Annotated in this window: 11 protein-coding genes; 1 reads left to right on the plus strand and 10 read right to left on the minus strand. The window is 54.6% G+C overall.

Going from position 1 to position 17,868, the window contains the following annotated elements; all coding sequences use genetic code 11:
* Positions 1–3: 3 nt before the first annotated feature.
* The 10 genes from GE278_22455 to tssB form a co-directional block, all read right to left on the minus strand.
* A complete protein-coding gene (locus GE278_22455; GenBank protein QLK63552.1) occupies positions 4–3,066 on the minus strand; it encodes a hypothetical protein in 3,063 nt (1,020 codons plus the stop codon).
* Between the two features lie 24 nt (positions 3,067–3,090).
* Complete coding sequence (locus GE278_22460) at positions 3,091–3,963, minus strand: hypothetical protein (protein ID QLK63553.1); 873 nt, start codon at positions 3,961–3,963, stop codon at positions 3,091–3,093.
* The gene (gene vgrG / locus GE278_22465; GenBank protein QLK63554.1) at positions 3,963–6,296 is read right to left on the minus strand and encodes a type VI secretion system tip protein VgrG; all 2,334 of its coding nucleotides are present in this window, start codon (positions 6,294–6,296) and stop codon (positions 3,963–3,965) included. The genes GE278_22460 and vgrG overlap by 1 nt, the downstream gene beginning before the upstream one ends.
* Positions 6,293–8,944 carry a type VI secretion system ATPase TssH gene (gene tssH, locus GE278_22470; protein QLK63555.1) on the minus strand — a complete coding sequence of 884 codons (2,652 nt, stop codon included), beginning with the start codon at positions 8,942–8,944 and terminating at the stop codon, positions 6,293–6,295. The genes vgrG and tssH overlap by 4 nt, the downstream gene beginning before the upstream one ends.
* A gap of 162 nt (positions 8,945–9,106) precedes the next feature.
* A complete protein-coding gene (hcp, locus tag GE278_22475; protein QLK63556.1) occupies positions 9,107–9,598 on the minus strand; it encodes a type VI secretion system tube protein Hcp in 492 nt (163 codons plus the stop codon).
* A gap of 33 nt (positions 9,599–9,631) precedes the next feature.
* The gene (locus GE278_22480) at positions 9,632–11,317 is read right to left on the minus strand and encodes an OmpA family protein (protein QLK63557.1); all 1,686 of its coding nucleotides are present in this window, start codon (positions 11,315–11,317) and stop codon (positions 9,632–9,634) included.
* Positions 11,317–12,003: a DotU family type IV/VI secretion system protein gene (locus GE278_22485; protein QLK63558.1), complete on the minus strand. Its 687-nt coding sequence runs from the start codon at positions 12,001–12,003 to the stop codon at positions 11,317–11,319. Before GE278_22485 ends, GE278_22480 begins: the two co-directional genes overlap by 1 nt.
* The gene (gene tssK, locus GE278_22490) at positions 12,000–13,352 is read right to left on the minus strand and encodes a type VI secretion system baseplate subunit TssK (GenBank protein QLK63559.1); all 1,353 of its coding nucleotides are present in this window, start codon (positions 13,350–13,352) and stop codon (positions 12,000–12,002) included. The genes GE278_22485 and tssK overlap by 4 nt, the downstream gene beginning before the upstream one ends.
* A 14-nt stretch (positions 13,353–13,366) precedes the next feature.
* Positions 13,367–14,914 (minus strand): type VI secretion system contractile sheath large subunit, encoded by a 1,548-nt coding sequence (gene tssC / locus GE278_22495; GenBank protein QLK63560.1) that lies wholly within the window; start codon positions 14,912–14,914, stop codon positions 13,367–13,369.
* A 29-nt stretch (positions 14,915–14,943) separates the two neighbouring features.
* A complete protein-coding gene (gene tssB / locus GE278_22500; GenBank protein QLK63561.1) occupies positions 14,944–15,441 on the minus strand; it encodes a type VI secretion system contractile sheath small subunit in 498 nt (165 codons plus the stop codon).
* A gap of 871 nt (positions 15,442–16,312) precedes the next feature.
* On the opposite strand from tssB, the gene GE278_22505 reads away from it, so the two are divergent.
* Positions 16,313–17,860, plus strand: coding sequence for a HAMP domain-containing protein (locus GE278_22505; protein ID QLK63562.1), 1,548 nt, complete (start codon positions 16,313–16,315; stop codon positions 17,858–17,860).
* The last annotated feature ends 8 nt before the right edge of the window (positions 17,861–17,868 follow it).

A 17,868-nucleotide genomic window follows, 5' to 3' on the forward strand; every position in this document is an offset into this window, starting at 1 on the left:
GGGTTAGCTGTTCAGTTGGGTGGTGAGTTGCAGACTGTCATCCTGCTGGTTTTTGTCCGGCCAGTAGGTGACCGTCAGTTCAGCGCAGGTATAGTGTGCAGTATTGAGCGGAAACTCGCCGTCAAGCTGCAGCCCGTGCGGAGTGTTACTTGTTGTCACGCCCCAGGTTGCAGCCAGAGAACTGGCCGCTTTTATGTCGGTAATGGAGGGTATTGTCCCCATCCTCTCCATCGCAGAACCAGGCGGGATTGGCATCTTTTGGTATATCTGCGGTGTCGGTGGCGTGAGCCCGGCCAGTTTCGCAGGCGAGGCGCTGCGTGCCAGCAATAAGCGACTGCCGCCGCCGGTGGCGGTCAGCTCGACCAGCCAGTCGGAACCCGCCGGGTTACAATCCGCCAGCGTCACCCGTGCCGCCACCATGCGGTTACCCAGCAGACGGGTATTGCTCATCAACTCGGTGGCCCAGTCTCCACTCAGTTGTGCCGACATACCGCTGGCGATGATATGCAACTGCGTCATCGCCTCCTGCATATCGGCAAGGCTCTCCTTGTGCCACATAGGTTTTTTAGTGTCCGATTTATGATCGTCACCAAAACAGGTTTGTGATAGCCAGCGCTCCAACGGCGAACGGACAAAAAGATCACCGACGGCGACCAATGTAACGGCCAAAATCCCCAGAGCTATACACCAGCCAACTGGCCCAAATAAGGCAAAATTACCGGCGGCACCAAACCAAGCCCCCATAATTCCAGAAGCCAGTGTTGCGCCAGCCGCTCCTCCGTAGAACATAGCCGCAGTGGTGTCTTCGACTTGCAGTAAATCATAGGCCTTCACCCCCAGCGCAATACCATCGACGATCGCCGCGATGCCACCAATCACGCCAGCGCCTTTTATCAGCAAATCGCCATTCTTGAATACCCCAACGACAGCCGCGCTCTGCCCGACAATTTCAACCGCCGAGGCCATGATAATCAGTGATTTCGATGCCAGAGACATTTCACTCTGCTTATCACCGGGCATGGCGGTTTTCAGGTCATCAAGGGAGCGGTAGGTGGCATAGAGCATAATCCCGGCCAGTATGACCCCCAGCGAACCACTTTGCAGGTCTGTCGATACCGTCACTGGCTGGCGGGCGACTTTGCGCATATCCATTTCACTCAGCGGAATTTCGCCAGTTTTCAGTGAACGGTCAATAATGTCCGGTGACACGCCGGATGTGCCGGTCAGGGAACCTGAGTTATTTAACGGTGCCGTTAATCTGACCAAAATTTTACGCTTAAGGATGGCCGGGTCGGTAATTTCTGACCAATGGCCGATACGGGAAGAGCGGATGACCCGCCCGTTCTCTTCGGCTTTGATATTCCAGGCCGGTTTCCCGTGGGCGTCGAGCTGCCTGCGCATGACATCCTGATATTCCCGTACGGTGAGCACACCGGAAAATACGGTAGTCACCGGCCCGCCATTTGATGCGAAGGCCACGGCCTCAAGCACGCGCACCATTCCGCTTTTCGCCTGCGCAGAAAGAACATTATTCAGTTTGCTACATGCCCCGGTTATGGAGGTGATCAGGCTGGCGATCATTTGCTGATAGGCTTTGCTGTTTATAAATTTACTGATTTCCTGGCTGTTGAGTACAGCCTTCAGGTTGGCGTAGGTCAGGCTGCCGCCGAAGACTTGCGATGGCAAATCGGACACTCCGGGGTTGCTGCGTAACAGCGCTAAATACGGTGGACTTTTGGCATCTTCCAGCCATTCTGCCCACACGGGTTTATTGCTGTCCTTGCCGGTGTTTGCCATATCAAACCCGGCGACACTGCCCTGCAGACAGCGGGTGATGGTTCTCAGCTGTGCCACCCAACTGACGGCGCTGGTCTGCGGAGCGTAATCGTTTTTGAGCAAAGCCAGCCACAGGGAAGCGCGGTAAGCGGCGTTCAGGTCTTGCCAGATAGCAACAATTTTGCGGTTGTAGCCATCAATGGTGGATTGATAAGTACGTTCAAACTCCGCACGCTGAGTTTCACTGTAATAGTCTTCCATGCGGCTCAGGGCTTTACGGACCTTTATAGCAACCTGGGTTTCGCGGGAGGCTGTGTACGAGCCGTTATAGCCGGGAGTCGTAAACGCCTTTATGGACGGGTCATTTGCAATCTGTTCAGTCGTTGATGTCTTAATCTGCAGGATGGCATCAGAAATCATCTTCTGGTGAATATTATCGGTTTTTGCTGTGAATAGGGCCAGCGCCTGCACGCAATCCATCCGCGCACCGTTGAGTTCCTGAACGACGCCCACCTGATCATCAAGCACCAAGGCGGTAACCGGGGCGTTGTACTTTTGCGAAAGCTGAGCAATGCGGTTTCCCAATGCCGTTTGCTTTTCGGGGGCCATGCATGGTGAGAAGCCGTGTGCCCCATTCGGTGCGCCTTCTTTACCCGTGATACTGGGGAATGACTCGGTGGCAAATTCCAGCACGTGACTTTTAAAAGCAGATAGCGAGGGATCCAGTGTCAGGCTGCGGTTCGCGTCCTGTGCTGTGACCACTCCGCCGGCCAGGGTCAGCTGCGTAAAACGGCTAACGGGGCGCTTCCCGCTCTGGTATTCCTCCAGCACGGTTTTACTCCATGGATCACTGCTGAATGCCACGGCCGCTTTTTTGTATTTCGGGTCGATATTGATGAAACTTGCCAGGATCTCGTGGTTTTGCGTCAGGCATGCAGGACTTAGCGACTCGACCTTCTCCTCTTCCGGCATTTCATCGGCATTGAACTGACGCAGGGCACCTTCCGCCGTCACCTGATAACCCAGCCATACGGTGTTATCCAGCAGAACATAGACGTAGCCTTCCCGAAGCGTACGCAGCGCGTATTTAAACTCGCCGCCTGTTAATTCCGTTTCCTGAGTGGGCACAGCAGGGTGCCAGCCGGTACTGACCAGTGATTTAGGCACCGCAGCCACACGAAGAGGGTAAATCGCTACCCCCTGTCGCTGGCAGGCTTTACAACCTGAAGGCGTGCTCGCTGCCTGTTCGCTCGCCGCGGCGTTCTGAGAGGCTTTTGCTTGTAAACTCATGATCAAAATTCCTTTTCTTTTGCACTATGGCTGGATAAGCCTCTGCCATACGGCATTTGGAAGCGATGGGAACAGCTGAGTAAAATGCAGGTTGGGATCACTGGCTACCTGACGTAACAGTGACTGAACATCAGGCTGTTCGATGATATGCAAAGGGAATGTCAGATAGCTCAGAGCAAGGCATAGTTGATCACCCGTGTGGTGAAATTTTGCCGTGGCGGATCTTGCCAAGGCATCAGCAGCCTGTAACGCGGCATCCGGTGGCAGCGTTTCCTGAGTTTTCTGCCACGCATACACTAACCGCCAGATATTGCGTACCTCGTTCTGGGCCCGCTCTGCACCCCACCTTAGTCGCCATTCCTCGCCCCCTGATTTGCCGGAAAGTGCGGTGAGGTGACCACTGCAGGAAATCCGCCACCATTGGCTAACCGGGCTCAGGAGGGAAGAAAGTTCCTCCGCCTCGCCTAATGTCTGTAACAGTTCAAGCCGCAGCGGCTCATAAAACGGGACGATAGCTTCACGTTTGATTTGTTTACACAGCCCCGCTAACTCTGCGGCGAGTGCATCAGGTGCAAGTGGTGAACTTATCCAGCCGCAGATATAGCGCCTTTCACACAGCCGTTCATCACGTGAAAATGCCTCACTTTCGAGCACTATCGCTTCATCACAACCGGCTCCGGGGGAAGCCAGCAGCAGTAAAACAGGGCAGTGCTCAGGAGAGTAAGCCAGGTCAGGGCGAAGAACTCTCCGTAACGCCTCGTTTCCACATATCTCCGTCAGGTGAGTAAGGTGCAGGAATTTCCACGATGCAACACCTTTCAATGGATCGAGCAACAGGTACCGGTATTCAGAGTGCTTCGCGTTTAACAACTCAGAGAGTGACTTGTCTGTTTGCATCAGCGAGCACTCTCTACACATTTCGCTTCTGGCGGAAGTTCAGGTGGTGATACCTGATAACTTTGCGGCCCGACCTCGCTAAAGCTGGCACTTTTCACCTTCACTTCGCCCGGCGTCAGTACAGTGACGCCGGAGCTTTCGATAATCAGCGCTGTCTGGCCGCAGCTTAAGGTGATTTTTTTGCTTGCCTGAATGATGACCTCATCATCTTTACTGATGATTTTCATATCCTTAAGCGACGTTAACGCCATCGCATCCCCCTGAGCCTGAATGTCGACCTTGCCTTTGTTAGCGTATATCTTGATGCCCAGCGTTTTGGCAAAAAGGCTGATGATTTCGCCTGCGGCCACGGTGAATTTCTTAAAGACGCTGAAATCACTGTTTTCTGCCGAGGTCTGAATAAAATTGTTGCCGGTGCTGATCTGAATACTTTGAGGTGAAACCTGTGCAATCCCCGCTGGCGCACTCATCAGCAATGCTGACTGCTGCAGGTCTTTCATCGCGGATTCCATTAATGTTTTTTGCGCGGCTATCTGCGCTAATTCAGCTTTGGCGGTTTGCACCGCATCACTGAGGGATTTCGCCAGCCCCTGAGCCTGTTGCAGCGAATCTATCGCTGCATTCATCTCCAGCACTTTCCCTTGTGCTTTCGCCTGACCGTCAGCACTGATGAAAATCCCTTTTTCCGCGCGGATGGCACCAAAACTGTCGGTGCGCAGCTCAAAACCTTCCCCGCGCTGCTGTTTCCCGGCATCCACCAGATGCCCCAGGTTCAGCTGGCTTTTGCCGCCGTACTCGGTGCTGACCTTGATGTGCTCCTTACCGCGCTCGTCTTCGAGGCGCAGTTTGTTGTTCGACGGCGTGCGCAGGACGTTGCGCTTGTAGTTTTTGATGGTGACGTGGTCGCCGTGCGCCGAATCGTGCAGTACGTGCGCAATGTAAGGGCGGTCCGGGTTGCCGTTCTCAAACGCAATTGCCACTTCGGTCCCGGCCAGCAGCGGCAGATGCATACCGTAAGTGTCACCGGCATACGGGCGCGCCTGGCGGACCCACAGGCTTTCGTAGCCCTGTTCCCAGGCATCGCGGTCGAACAACATGTTGACGCGGTAACGCCCGTCTTTATCGATATGCCCATAAGTGTCGTTGGCGGTGGTGCTGGTGACGCGGGCGGGCAGCGTCCCGGCCATGACCGGTTTGCTGGCCGGAACGGGGCGGAAGCAGTAATCCTCGGAGTACGGGATGGCGTCGAATTTCACCTCAAAGCTTTTGTCGCGGCGCGCCGAGCAACGGGCATGAACGATAATCACGCCTTTGACGAATGCCGGAGGGGCATCGCTGCCGGTCACTTTTAGCTCCATACCCGGTACTAAGGTGGCGGCGTTGGCGATACCGTTAAAGAGCGCCTGATTATTCAGATACTGCTCGTGGCGCAGGCGGGCGTAGAATGCGCCGCTCTCGGTTTGTGACTCGCTGCCTTCGGCACCGGCGGTCAGGTAGTTATCGGCGTAGTGATAGGCTTCGCCGTAGGTGGTGGCATCACCTCGGGTAATATCGGCACTGCCGGACAGGTCTGACGTCGCGGTACGGTAGTTATAGTCACCGGTGCTGACGGATTTTTGCACCACCTGATAGATACTCGACAGTGCCCACGCGGACTCGACCCCGCTGTCGTGCATGCCGGAAGGCGGCACGGCGTTGAGCGTCAGCCCCTGCTGGTAGAACTGCTGGTCGTCGTAAAACTCGACGACGTCGATGTTGAGTTTCGGGTCAGCGGTGAAGCGGAACCAGATACCGACCTCGGCCAGCAGGCGTGAAATAAAGCGCAGATCATCTTCGCCGTACTGCACCACCTGTTCGCGGCGCGGATACTCTTTGGCGAGCGTGAAAACAAAATCCTGTCCGCGCATGTCGTGGCGGTCGCGCAGGATTTTATCCACGATGTCCGGCACGGACATGTCCTGATAAATACGGTTCTGATGGCTGCGTGAAAGCAGGGCGAGGCGCGGTTGCAGACACAGCGCGTAGCGGCTCTCATCTTTAGACGTGGAAAGATGCGTAAACGCGGTGACCACACCCTGGATAACGCGCAGCGGTTGCTGAACGGAGACGCCAAAGGCTTCGGCGACAGGTGCCTGAAGCGTGAGCGAGGCGTCCTGCATCAGCATGGTTTTCGGGTCGATGTTTTTATCGGTGCTGGTGAACTGAATGTCGTACTTAAACGGTGAACTCAGACACTCTTCGCCCTCAAAACTCAGCACATCCAGCGGTGCACTGTTGCCGCGTACGGCGAGCTTGTGGTGGCTGTGGTCGAAAAATACCGAGGGAATACTCATTCCATTTCCCCTGTGAACGCCAGCGTGATCCCTTCTTCTTCATCCCAGCCAAGCGCCAGAGAGGTGGTGCGCTGTTTTACCGACATGCGGCTCAGCAGTTGCTGGCTCAGCACTGGCAAAATTTGCTGATTGAGCAGGCTGTCGATGTTGCGCGCGCCGGTGTCTGGCAGCAGGCAGGCGGCGACCAGCGTGTCGTACAGGCTCTCTTCGACAGTGCAACTCAGGCCGTAATGTTTGTTCAGACGTTTAGCCACCTGTGCCAGCTTCATTTCGACGATGGTGCGCAGGGCGGTGGCATCCAGCGGGCGGTAGACAAGCATCTGGAAGCGAGCCAGCAGCGCGGGCTGGAAGTGGTCGCGCAATATCGGCCGCAGTAGCTCCTGCAAATCGCCATTAGTTGCTTCCGGCTGTTCGTCCAGCAACTGCATCAGGTGATCGCTGCCCAGATTGGCGGTCATCAGGATCACGGTGTTGCGAAAATCAATTTCGCGGCCTTCGCCGTCGCGCATCATCCCGCGGTCAAATACCTGATAGAACAGGTTAATCACGTCGCGATGGGCTTTTTCGACTTCATCCAGTAACACCACGCTGTACGGGCGCTTGCGCACGGCTTCGGTGAGAATGCCGCCCTGACCGTAACCGACGTAGCCCGGAGGCGAACCCTTGAGCTGGGAAACGGTGTGCGCTTCCTGATACTCGGACATGTTGATGGTGATAAGCGACTTCTCGCCGCCGAACAGGGTATCGGCCAGCGACAGTGCGGTCTCGGTTTTGCCGACGCCGCTCGGGCCGACCAGCAGGAACACGCCCAGAGGACCGTTTTCGGAGGTCAGGCCGGTTTTCGCCGCGCGCAGGCGCTGCGCCATATCCACTAACGCCGCGTCCTGCCCGATCACGCGTTTAGCGAGGTGGTGCTCCAGCTGGAGTAAATCTGTCTGCTCGTCTTTCAGCAGGCTGGAGAGCGGCACGCCGGTCCAGTCGGCAATGACGGTAGCGACGGTGCGGGCATCCACATCCAGAGACAGCAGGGGCGCGTTGCCCTGCACGGCACTCAGCTCTTCCTGCAACGCTGCCAGACGCGCCGCGTCGGCAATTTCCTGACGGGCGTCGACTATCTGCGCGGTCAGATGTTTTTCAATTTCATACTGCTTTTCGAGTTTTTGCTGATCGACGGCCAGCTCATCACGACGTTTTTCAATCTGCTGCAGGCGGTCGGTGCCAACGTCCGGCAGCAGCAGGAGATCCTGCTCGATGGCCTGTTGCTCCATCGTCAGCGCCGCCAGTTCGGCATTAATCGCCATCAGTTGCTCCGGCAGGGTGTCGATGCTCATGCGCACGCGGGCACCGGCGGTGTCGAGCAGATCAACGGCTTTGTCCGGCAGCTGGCGGCCGGTGAGGAAGCGGCGTGAGAGGGTCACGGCGGCGGTGATCGCGGTATCGAGAATATGTACGCCGTGATGCTGAGCGTAGCGGCCTTTGAGACCACGCAGCATCAGACTGGCTTTGGCGTCGTCCGGTTCGTCGACTTTGACCATCTGGAAGCGGCGCTCAAGGGCGGCGTCGCGTTCAAAATACTGTTTGTACTCGGACCAGGTAGTCGCGGCGATGGTGCGTAGTTCACCGCGCGCAAGGGCAGGTTTGAGGAGATTGGCGGCGTCGGCGCCACCGGCCTGATTGCCCGCACCGATAATGGTGTGGGCTTCGTCGATAAACAGCAGCACCGGCGTCGGCGACTGCTGTACGGCGTCGATGACATTTTTCAGGCGCTGTTCGAACTCGCCTTTCACACCGGCTCCGGCTTGTAACAGACCGAGATCTAAGGTACGCAGGCTGACCGTTTTCAGGCTATCCGGCACGTTGCCCTCACTGATGCGCAGTGCCAGACCTTCTACCAGTGCGGTTTTCCCCACGCCCGGCTCACCGACCAAAATTGGGTTGTTTTTGCGACGGCGCGAGAGAATGTCGATCATCTGGCGGATTTCGGTGTCACGCCCAAAAATCGGGTCGATCTGCCCGGCCTTGGCTTTGGCCGTAACGTCGAGGGTGAATTTATCCAGCGCGGCCTGCAGGGCTTCGCTCAGGTTGTGGCCAGAAAGGGTGTCGGCGTTGGCTTTAGGTGCCTCGCCGTTGAGGGAAGAGACCGGGATGCTCAGGCTGGCCTGCTGTTGCAGGTCGGGGCGCTCTTCTGACAGGGCATCCAGCACCGGTTTCAGGCGGCGTATGTGTTCTTCGCTCAGACTGAACAGCGGCCACAGACCTTCGCAGCGCAGCAAGCGCGGCTGCGCCAGCAGGGCTTCCAGCAGGTTGACGCTGCGGATAGTCTGGTTATCGTCCTGCAACGAAGCGGCAAGCCACGCGGATTTCATCAGCGTGTGCAGGTCATCGGCCAGTTGCGGGCGGGTGTGCACGGAGCGCGGCAGGTGGTCGAGGTGCGACAACAGGTTTTGCCACAAGGCGTCCATGTCCCACTCGTAGCGGCGGGCGAGCACGGTAATATCGCCTTCACCCAGCTCCAGCAACTTAAGCAACCAGTGCTCGATGGTGATCTCCGCGTGGGCGCGGGTCTGACAGAGGGTAGCGGCGGCTTCCAGCGCTTTAGCACAATAAGGATTAAGGCGACGAAGTAAAACGGCTGACTGTTGTTCCATGCTGAATTCCTTTTTTAAGTACGCTACCGCCCTTAACCTTTTCCTTTGCAGGAAACCCAGGCCCATAAGGTCGATGTCCGGTTCTGTTTTTGTTTACTCAACCGCCAGTCAGGCGGCTCAGGAAACAAAAACAGCAGACGGCGAACCGTCTGCTGTAGGGACTTACGCGGTAGTACGTTCGTTCCAGGAATCGGAATGAATGATGTTGCCGTCTTTGTAGGTCCAGGTGATTTTTTCGTAACGCAGCTCGATAGCTTCGAGGTGGTTATGTTTTTCCATTGCCGGATCTTTGATGTCGTGCATTTTAGGCGCGACTTTTACCAGTTTTACGTTTTCCAGTTTGGTGTTGAAATACTCCACTTCCTGGCCAGCGTCGTTGATGCGATACCATTTGAATTCGGCAGATTTCAGGGTCTGACCGGTGGTCACCGCTTTGTACAGGTACGGGCTGGAAGAATCGATTTCTTTGGTAAACAGGAACGGGGTGTGAATACGAGTACCCGTCAGTTTGCCGGTGTTGTTATCGGTCGGGATGTACAGGTTGTGATCCTGTGCAACCACTTCGATGCTGCCTTCACGATCTTTAACGTCTACAGAACCTTTAATGTCCGCGCCGCCGTCGTCTTTCAGCCACAGATAAACAGGAATTGCCATGGGTAGTTCTCCATTTCTAATGGTAAACATTCATCAATCATTTGATGAACTTGGGTTTGCTGTTGCCTTGCAGGCGTCTGCCTGTGGCACCAGACTGATTTCGACACGACGGTTAGCCGCACGGCCTTCCGGAGTATCGTTTGTTGCGATCGGGCGCGTTGCGCCATAGCCCTGCACCGCGAAACAGGTTGGGGAAACGTCGCTGGTGGACAGCATCCAGTCGCGCAGTGCTTCGGCGCGTTTTTGGGATAAAATCTGGTTCGCTCGCGCATCGCCGGTGATATCGGTATGGCCCGCGACGACAATCAGCCAGCCCGGTTTGGCCTTGATGTCGATCAGCGCATTGACCAGCAGTTTTGTACTGTTGGGTTTGAGCTGATACTTGCCGGTGTCAAAGAGCGACAGGGCATCGAGACGCACGGTATTCGGCGTCTTTTTCTCCACTTGTGGAGGAGGAGGAGGCGGTGGAACATAGGTTTTAATTGCCGCCATCAACGGTAATCTCAGACGTTCGCCCTGATACAGCCCTAGCCCGAGACGAAGCGGTTCGCCGTTGCGGAACCAGTCATCTAGCTGTGCAGCATCCTGACGCAATATCTCCACGGCCTTCGCTTTCGGTGCATAATCCTTCATCGCGATACTGTCGTAATGGCGGATATCGAAAGCGACGCGATGCAACAGTTGTCGGTTATGCCAGGCGCTACAGCAGAGCGCGATGACAACCGCAAGGGTCAGCAATGTAACGGCATGGCGCAGCATCCGGCGACGGGATGTCACACCGCTGCCCGAAGGCAATTCAGGGAAAATAAACTCAGGGAAGAGCAGGTGGCCGGTGTCGGCCTGCGGATGCCAGCCTGCCACCTGCGTCAGCGCAGTCCGGCCAGCCAGCCAGCGTTGCCAGAGGGAACCCGGCACGATGTGGTTCATTTCGGTCACCATGTGCAAGATCACCTGCTGAACGGAAACGGATGCCACATCTTCATTGCTTTCCTGCAATACCGGCATCACCTGCGCTTTCAGCCAGTCACTGTGCTCATTGAACAACGCCGTCTGCTTAAGGCGTTGAGCTTGCTCGGAATGCCCCTCCTGACGCTGCCAGTTCGCCAGCGTTCCGGGCATGGTCACGGTTGACCACAGCGTCACCGACTGAGATTTTTGCTGTGACAGCCAGACAGGCTTTTGCGCAAGGCTGGTGGCTACGGTGCTGTACAGCAGCAAAGGGATGGCGCGGCGGGTGTCACGCCGCAATTGAATAATCTGCCAGCGCAGTTCATGCAGGGAAGAGGTTAATGCGCGTTCATCGCTATGCTGCTGTGGATTAACCAACTGCATGACCGCCAGTTGGTCGTTCCATTCAGTACGTTGCCAGAGGATCTGCCTCGCCAGTTGGCGAAGTGAACCACTGTCATCGACGCGCACCCAGCAGCCCTGTGCGGTCTGATGCACAACGTTGTCGCCGAAGAGAGAGGTCAGATCATCACCACAAACCAGAACCACCGGCAGACGATAATTTTCTGCAGGAAGATCGTCAGATAAAGTGTTTGTCAGCTCAGCGTCTGGCTGACGACCTGCACGCCACAGGCCGATGACGCAAATAATGACAATCAGCAAAAACGCCAGCCCGCGCCCTGCGGGAGATAAAGGCAGAAATACCAGACACAAAATGCCTGCCAGTAATCCGGCCCACAGCCATAAAACCCGTCGTCTGAGTGGACTCATTACACTGACCCCGGTAATAAGGTCGGTAATAACGCTGAAAGCCAGTGATCAAGCCCCCACCAGAGCAGGGTGACGATGCAGGCAGCCAGACCGAGACGCACCGGCCAGTAACGAAGCCAGACACCAATGCGGCTGCGTGACGCCGCCACGGCAAGCACGGGACTTGCTGGAGAAAAGGCCATTGCGGGTACGAGTGAAGAAAGTTGGTCCACCAGTTGCTCACGCTCAGCAATGTTCGCAGAGCTATAGCCCCCCTGGAAACCCAGCATGAGCACCCGATGGAAACAGATCAGCACGGCAACGTCGGGCGCAGGTTCGCGTATGACATTACGCATGTGCTCATAGAGCTGGTTACCGGCTTCCAGCGTATTAAAGAAATGCGCCTGCAGCGGCGAATTGCACCAGACAAAATACGCGTCATCCTGCACGCCGCGCCCTTTGACGGATTCATCCAGCAACGCGCACTGGGCATAAAGGATGTGTTGGATGCTCTGCTCGCTGATCCCAGCATCTTTCAGGTGCTGGCGGACGTGTTCGACATCAGCCACGCATTTTTTCCAGAATGTACGCCCCTCGCCATCCGGATAACTCACGCCCTGACGCAGGCTGATCACCTGTAACCAGGTGTCCTGAAGCAGGGCATCAATATCCACGGGCTGCATGTTTTCTTTCATGGATTGGCTCATGCGCGTAACACCGCAAACAGTTCAAGCTGGATCTCACCCAGCGTACCCGGAACATAGAACACGCAGGCACCCGCTTCCATCATCTGCCTGGCGGCAGGATGGCTAAGGTCGAGGGAGAAATACTGGTTTTCCAGTCGTAACGGGATTGCTGCAGGCACATGGCTTAGAGGCGTCAGCGGTATCCCGCTCAGCGCCACGTTCACCACGTTACCCACGTCATCCGGCGCACCGACTTTGCACAGCTGCGGGAACTGCGTTTGCAACTGAGCAGAAGAGAGAGTTGAGCGGACGGACAGATAGAAATCTACCCCTTCGCGCAGACGCGGATCGTACAGGTTACCGCGCCATTGGTTGATGCGAGAATCATGCACTAGTTCAATCGCGACAACACGGGAAGGCAGGCTGGCTTCCAGCAAGATATTGAGAAGCGCAAACAGCGGCGGAAAAACGGCTGTCAGACGGTCATGCTGATAGGCAGGAATTGTCGTGACGTCGTGCTCGAGCGAAAACGTCAGCAGGTTACCGGCCAGACGCGCCAGTTCCTGATATAAACGTTCCGGGTGCACCTGCGGATAGCGCTGGAAATTCCCCAGCACGGGTTCTGCGCCGTTAAGGGCGTTCAGCAGCCAGAAGAGTGACACGTCAGCAACGGCAAAGTCGGCCATGCGGGCATTGCTTTCGCGGCGCATTCCCATCAGGCGCTGCAATCGCGCCCGCAATTGCACCATCAGCATTTCCAGTTGCTCACCGCACCAGTGGCTGGCTTGCAGGCTCAGCATCGGAGGAATGAAACGAGTATCCAGCGCCCAGTGACCCTGCGCATCTCTCAATAGACGGGCGACAGGGCAGATCTGATAATCGCCGTTTTCCTGTGAATCCAGTCGCAACGTCAGTTCGTGCGTCATGACGGCGACCTGTTTCTTATCGTCGCCGTAATGGTTTTGGATATCCCGCCACGCCTGACGATAGCGCACCGGACGTTCGGCGCGCTCATCAGGTTGCAGACAGTTGCCACCGTTAGCATACAGCTGAGGCATTGCCAACATCACCGTAGTTTCAACTGCGTCAGCGGGAAGGCTGGCGGCAAGCGTCAGCGTGGGTGGGAGTAAATCGGCACAATCGGTATCGATCAAAACGCCATCCTGAAAACGGACATTCAGGCGTTCTGCTTTCAGACGCCCTTGTGCCAGCGCATCCTGCTCGAACGTAGCATGAAGCACGCCCCACGGATGGAGGACGCCCATTTGCGCGATGCATTCGTTTGTCCAGGCCTCCAGAGAGGCCTGTTGTTGAAACTGCTGCGGTGAAATCAGAATTCCGCGTGTCCACAGGGGACGTTCAATCTTCATTGTGCCTCCCGGCTTTACGCTTTCGCTTTAGGCATCTGAGAAACCAATGACAGGTTCACGTCCATGCCTTCGACCTGGAAGTGCGGTACGGCGTACAGTTTCACGCGGAAGAAGCCTGGGTTGTCTTCAATATCTTCTACGGTCACTTTGGCATCGCGCAGCGGGTGAGAAGCCTGCAGGTCGTCGCCCGGATCGGTCATTTCGGTGACCAGCGTGCGTACCCAGGTGTTCAGTTCCAGCTCCAGCAGACGACGGTCTTTAGTCGTACCGATGTTTTCACGCTGAATGAGTTTCAGGTAATGCGCGATACGCGACAGCAGGAAGATGTACGGCAGGCGTGAGTTGATGCGGCTGTTCGCAGTGGCATCTGCGGTGTCGTACAGGGCCGGTTTCTGCGCGGAGTTAGCGGAGAAGAAGCACGAGTAGTCGCGGTTTTTGTAGTAAGAAAGCGGGATGAAACCCAGGTTTGCAAACTCAAATTCGCGGGTTTCCGGGATCATCACCTCGGACGGAATTTTCACCTGATTGCCGGTACCCAGATCGTACAAGTGGATCGGCAGGTCGGTCACTGCGCCGCCAGCCTGCGGGCCACGGATTTGCACGCACCAGCCGTTCTTGATGAAGCTTTTCACCATGTTGGCGGCGAAAGCGAACGCGGCGTTGGTCCACAGGTATTTCTCGTGATCCGGGCCTTTCACTTCTTCGACGTAGTTGAAGCTGCGCACCGGCACGGTATCCGGGCCGTAAGGCAGACGACCGAGCACGCGTGGCATGGTCAGGCCGATGTAGCGGGAATCATCGGAGTCGCGGAAGGATTTCCACTTGATGTACTCGGCACGGTCAAAGTAGTTACCGATGTCTTTGATGGCGGCGACTTCTTCCATGGAGTCTTTCAGGAAGAATTTAGGACCGACGGAACCGACGAACGGCATGTGTGCCGCCGCAGACACTTTGGAAATGTTACGCAGTAATGCGATGTCCTGCGGGCTGGCGTCGAATTCATAGTTGGAAATCACAGAACCGATGGGCTCGCCGCCCGGTGTGTCATATTCCTGAATATAGGTGTGACGGTACAGGCCGCTCTGGATGATTTCAGGGCAATCTTCGAAGTCCTGACGCAGGTCATCTTTGGAGACGTCAAGCAGCTCGATTTTTACGTTCTGACGAAAATCGGTGCGGTCGACCAGGAATTTCAGACCACGCCAGCCAGATTCCACTCGCTGGAAATCCGGGTGGTGCATCACTTCGTCCAGCTGACGGCTGATTTGATCGTCGAGCATCGCGATGTGCCCGTCCAGCAGCGTTTTATCCAGGCGTTCGACTTTCTGGCCTGACTGTTTCAGGCGCTCGAGGAACACCTGAACTGCCGCGGTGACGCGTTCGTCAGTGGTGACATCAGACATTGCCTGATTGTCCTGAAAGATGTTTACGTCACCCAGTGCAGAAACCGGGGTCAGATTGATTTTTTCAAACAAAGACGCATAAACACTTCCTGCGTCGGGACGGTCCAGCACGGTTGTGCGGTTTTCTTGCGTATTTTCTGTGTTCACAGACATGAGCATGATCTCGAGTTGTTCCGATTCAGGAAGGGTTAAACGTTCTGAGGAGCCAGAGCCGCCAGTTCCGCGCGTAAGTCATCACTCAAATGGTCATCTTTCAGGATGGTTTCGAGCTCTTTACGGAAGGTGGCGTTATCTAAAAGGTTGGATTTGAGGTCGCGTAACAAGTTACGCATCGCCAGCATGGCACGCAGTTGCGGGATCTGACGTGCTACCTGCTCAGGCTCAAAATCTTTCATGTCCTTGAAATTGAGTTTGATACTTTCTTCACTACGATCGCCCGCCAGCGTATTTTCCACGGTCAGGTTCAGCGATGGACTGAATTCAGCTAATACGCTGTCAAAGTTATTTTTGTCGATGTTAACTTTTTCGCGTTCTGACAATGCGCGGGTTTCTTTACCGTTGCTGTAGTCGCCCATTACCATTAATTTCAATGGTAATTCGACTTTCTTTTGCGCACCGCCGGTGTGTAAGTCCAGTTTGATATTAACGCGAGCCTTGGGTATTTCTTCCTGGAAACTGTTAGACATGCCTATCCCTTACTGTGGAGTGATAAAAGCTGCCAATGAATCAGTAAATAAATAAAATGTTGGCAACCCTGCCATGCAACTACATCCGTATACGCACCTGAACGTGCGGTTTAAATCAGGGTCACAAGCGAGACAAAATATTTACAGAGACATTTCGCAGTGTGTTTTAAATTTATCTTGAGAGGAAAATTTAAGATAAGTATCTGTGGGTAGCATTTTAAAAACAATAATGACTTTAATGAAAACTAAAAGATGTAACTAACTGTTACGTTTTGATAAACTTTTGAGGGGGCGCTATATGCTGATAAATAAGAATTTTCTTCATTAACCCCTGTAGGGCGCATGAGATAAGGAATCAGGTGGTATAGTGGGGCCTGACCGGCAGATTAAACACATAGGAATATTCGTAACTTGGTGAGGAAGAACCCGCAAATTTATTTTTATGATTTTATGAAAATAATATCCTCGCCTTTTTTTTATCGCAGATTGCATAAGAATTTTCTATGTGAAGCCGTAAGAATATTCGCAGTGTGAATGTTTTTGCAGGCGTAAGCGATATATAACCACATTCATTAATTATTATTGAGAGCTATATACACTGGAAATGGAAAAATTAATGTGTCTGTCAATGATCTCAATATAAGCGATTAATCATGTTTTTTTGCATGTTAAAGTTAAAAATCATCCAATTTATAAGAATTTTCCTGCATGTAAAATACCCATTTAGTTTGTTCATTTTTTCCTCTATTGTATTTAAACAACGCACTACGACCTTCCTGCCGTAAATTTGTGATAACGCGCACATTACTCTAAACTTTTTGCCGAAAATGCCGATAAACAGACTCCTAGTCCGATGCTTAAGAGTCCATCTATGTCGCTTAAAAAGTCTTCTTTGCTTGTTCTTATTGTCCTTTTTGCTCTTTTTTTCGCCAGTATGATGTCAAGCGTCTGGTTGCTTACGCGCAGTAATCATTCGCTTGATGACGTGAATAAAGAAATCCGCGTAGTGCTTTCTATTATTGATCCGATTAATCACAGCCGTACGTCCCGCGTGCGGGTGATGGAATATATGAAGGAGATCGAGAACAGCAATGGCCAGCAGCTGAAACCGGCGCTGGACTCAGTAATGGAAGCAACCGGCAAAGCCGATGCTGCTTTTCAGGCGTATCTGAATGCGCCGAAGTTGCCGGGAGAGGCACCTCTTGCCGAGGCCTATCGCGCAACCTATCAGGATTATCGCCAGAACGGCATACAGCCTCTGGTCGAGGCAGCGCAGGCAGGGGATCAGGCGCAATTCAAAGCGCGCATTCCGGCGGTGGTGAAACTGGATCGTCAGTATGAAATCGTGCTGGATAAAGTGCTGGCGCTGCATGAGAAGTATGCCAAAAACCTCAACAATGAAGCACAAAGCAACTTCAATTTTGGCATCGGGCTGACGGTCGCGTTCTGTCTGCTCTTCCTGGTTGTCATCCTTGCGGTAATGGTCTTTATGAAGCGTTACGTGCTGAACCCGCTGCTGAGTTCGCGCGATCATTGCCGTCAGATCGCCGAAGGTTATCTGGATACGCCGGTACCGGTAAAAGTGAATTCTCGTAGTGAGATCCAGGAGCTGATGCAATCAATGGAGCATATGCGACTGGCACTGACGCAGATTATCAGTCAGGTGCGGGATACCAGCCACACGGTGGCACATGCGTCGCAGGAAATTTCTGCGGGAAATATTGATCTCGCCTCGCGCACGGAACAGCAGGCGGCGGCGCTGACAGAAACCGCTGCCAGCATGGAAGAGCTGGGCGCTACGGTAAAACAGAATACCGAAAACGTCGTTCTTGCCAGCAGCCTGACTCGTGAGGCGGTGAAGAATGCCCGCGCCGGTGAGAAAGTGGCTCAGGAAGTGATTCAGACGATGGGTCGCATTAACAGCAGTTCTAAAAAAATTGAAGATATTACCGGGGTGATCAACAGCATCGCTTTCCAGACCAATATTCTGGCACTGAACGCTGCCGTGGAAGCAGCCCGCGCGGGTGAACAGGGTCGTGGTTTTGCCGTTGTCGCCAGCGAAGTGCGTAATCTGGCGCAGCGCAGCGCGGTGGCCGCTAAAGAAATCGAGACCCTGATTTCCGAATCGGTCGCCAATATAAAGGAAGGGTCGGAGCAAGTTTCGCGTACCGGTGATTCTATTACGGCGATCATTACGTCGGTGACTCAGGTGGATGTACTGATGGAGCACATTTCGACAGCGTCTGATGAGCAAAGCCGTGGGATCAGTCAGATAGAACAGGCAGTCACTGAAATTGACGGTGTGACGCAGCAAAATGCGGCATTAGTTCAGGAATCGGCGGCAGCAGCTGCGTCGCTGGAAGAGCAAGTGCATCATTTGACGAACTCTGTCTCCGCGTTCCGGCTAGCGGCGGCGTAAAGACCGTC

This window comes from Enterobacteriaceae bacterium Kacie_13 (assembly GCA_013457415.1).
GTDB lineage: Bacteria > Pseudomonadota > Gammaproteobacteria > Enterobacterales > Enterobacteriaceae > Rahnella.

Excerpts from the sequence above, each read along its gene's own strand:
- GE278_22455 (QLK63552.1), bottom strand. The coding sequence starts at position 3,066 with ATGAGTTTACAAGCAAAAGCCTCTCAGAACGCCGCGGCGAGCGAACAG.
- GE278_22460 (QLK63553.1), bottom strand. The coding sequence starts at position 3,963 with ATGCAAACAGACAAGTCACTCTCTGAGTTGTTAAACGCGAAGCACTCT.
- vgrG (QLK63554.1), bottom strand. The coding sequence starts at position 6,296 with ATGAGTATTCCCTCGGTATTTTTCGACCACAGCCACCACAAGCTCGCC.
- tssH (QLK63555.1), bottom strand. The coding sequence starts at position 8,944 with ATGGAACAACAGTCAGCCGTTTTACTTCGTCGCCTTAATCCTTATTGT.
- hcp (QLK63556.1), bottom strand. The coding sequence starts at position 9,598 with ATGGCAATTCCTGTTTATCTGTGGCTGAAAGACGACGGCGGCGCGGAC.
- GE278_22480 (QLK63557.1), bottom strand. The coding sequence starts at position 11,317 with ATGAGTCCACTCAGACGACGGGTTTTATGGCTGTGGGCCGGATTACTG.
- GE278_22485 (QLK63558.1), bottom strand. The coding sequence starts at position 12,003 with ATGAGCCAATCCATGAAAGAAAACATGCAGCCCGTGGATATTGATGCC.
- tssK (QLK63559.1), bottom strand. The coding sequence starts at position 13,352 with ATGAAGATTGAACGTCCCCTGTGGACACGCGGAATTCTGATTTCACCG.
- tssC (QLK63560.1), bottom strand. The coding sequence starts at position 14,914 with ATGCTCATGTCTGTGAACACAGAAAATACGCAAGAAAACCGCACAACC.
- tssB (QLK63561.1), bottom strand. The coding sequence starts at position 15,441 with ATGTCTAACAGTTTCCAGGAAGAAATACCCAAGGCTCGCGTTAATATC.
- GE278_22505 (QLK63562.1), top strand. The coding sequence starts at position 16,313 with ATGTCGCTTAAAAAGTCTTCTTTGCTTGTTCTTATTGTCCTTTTTGCT.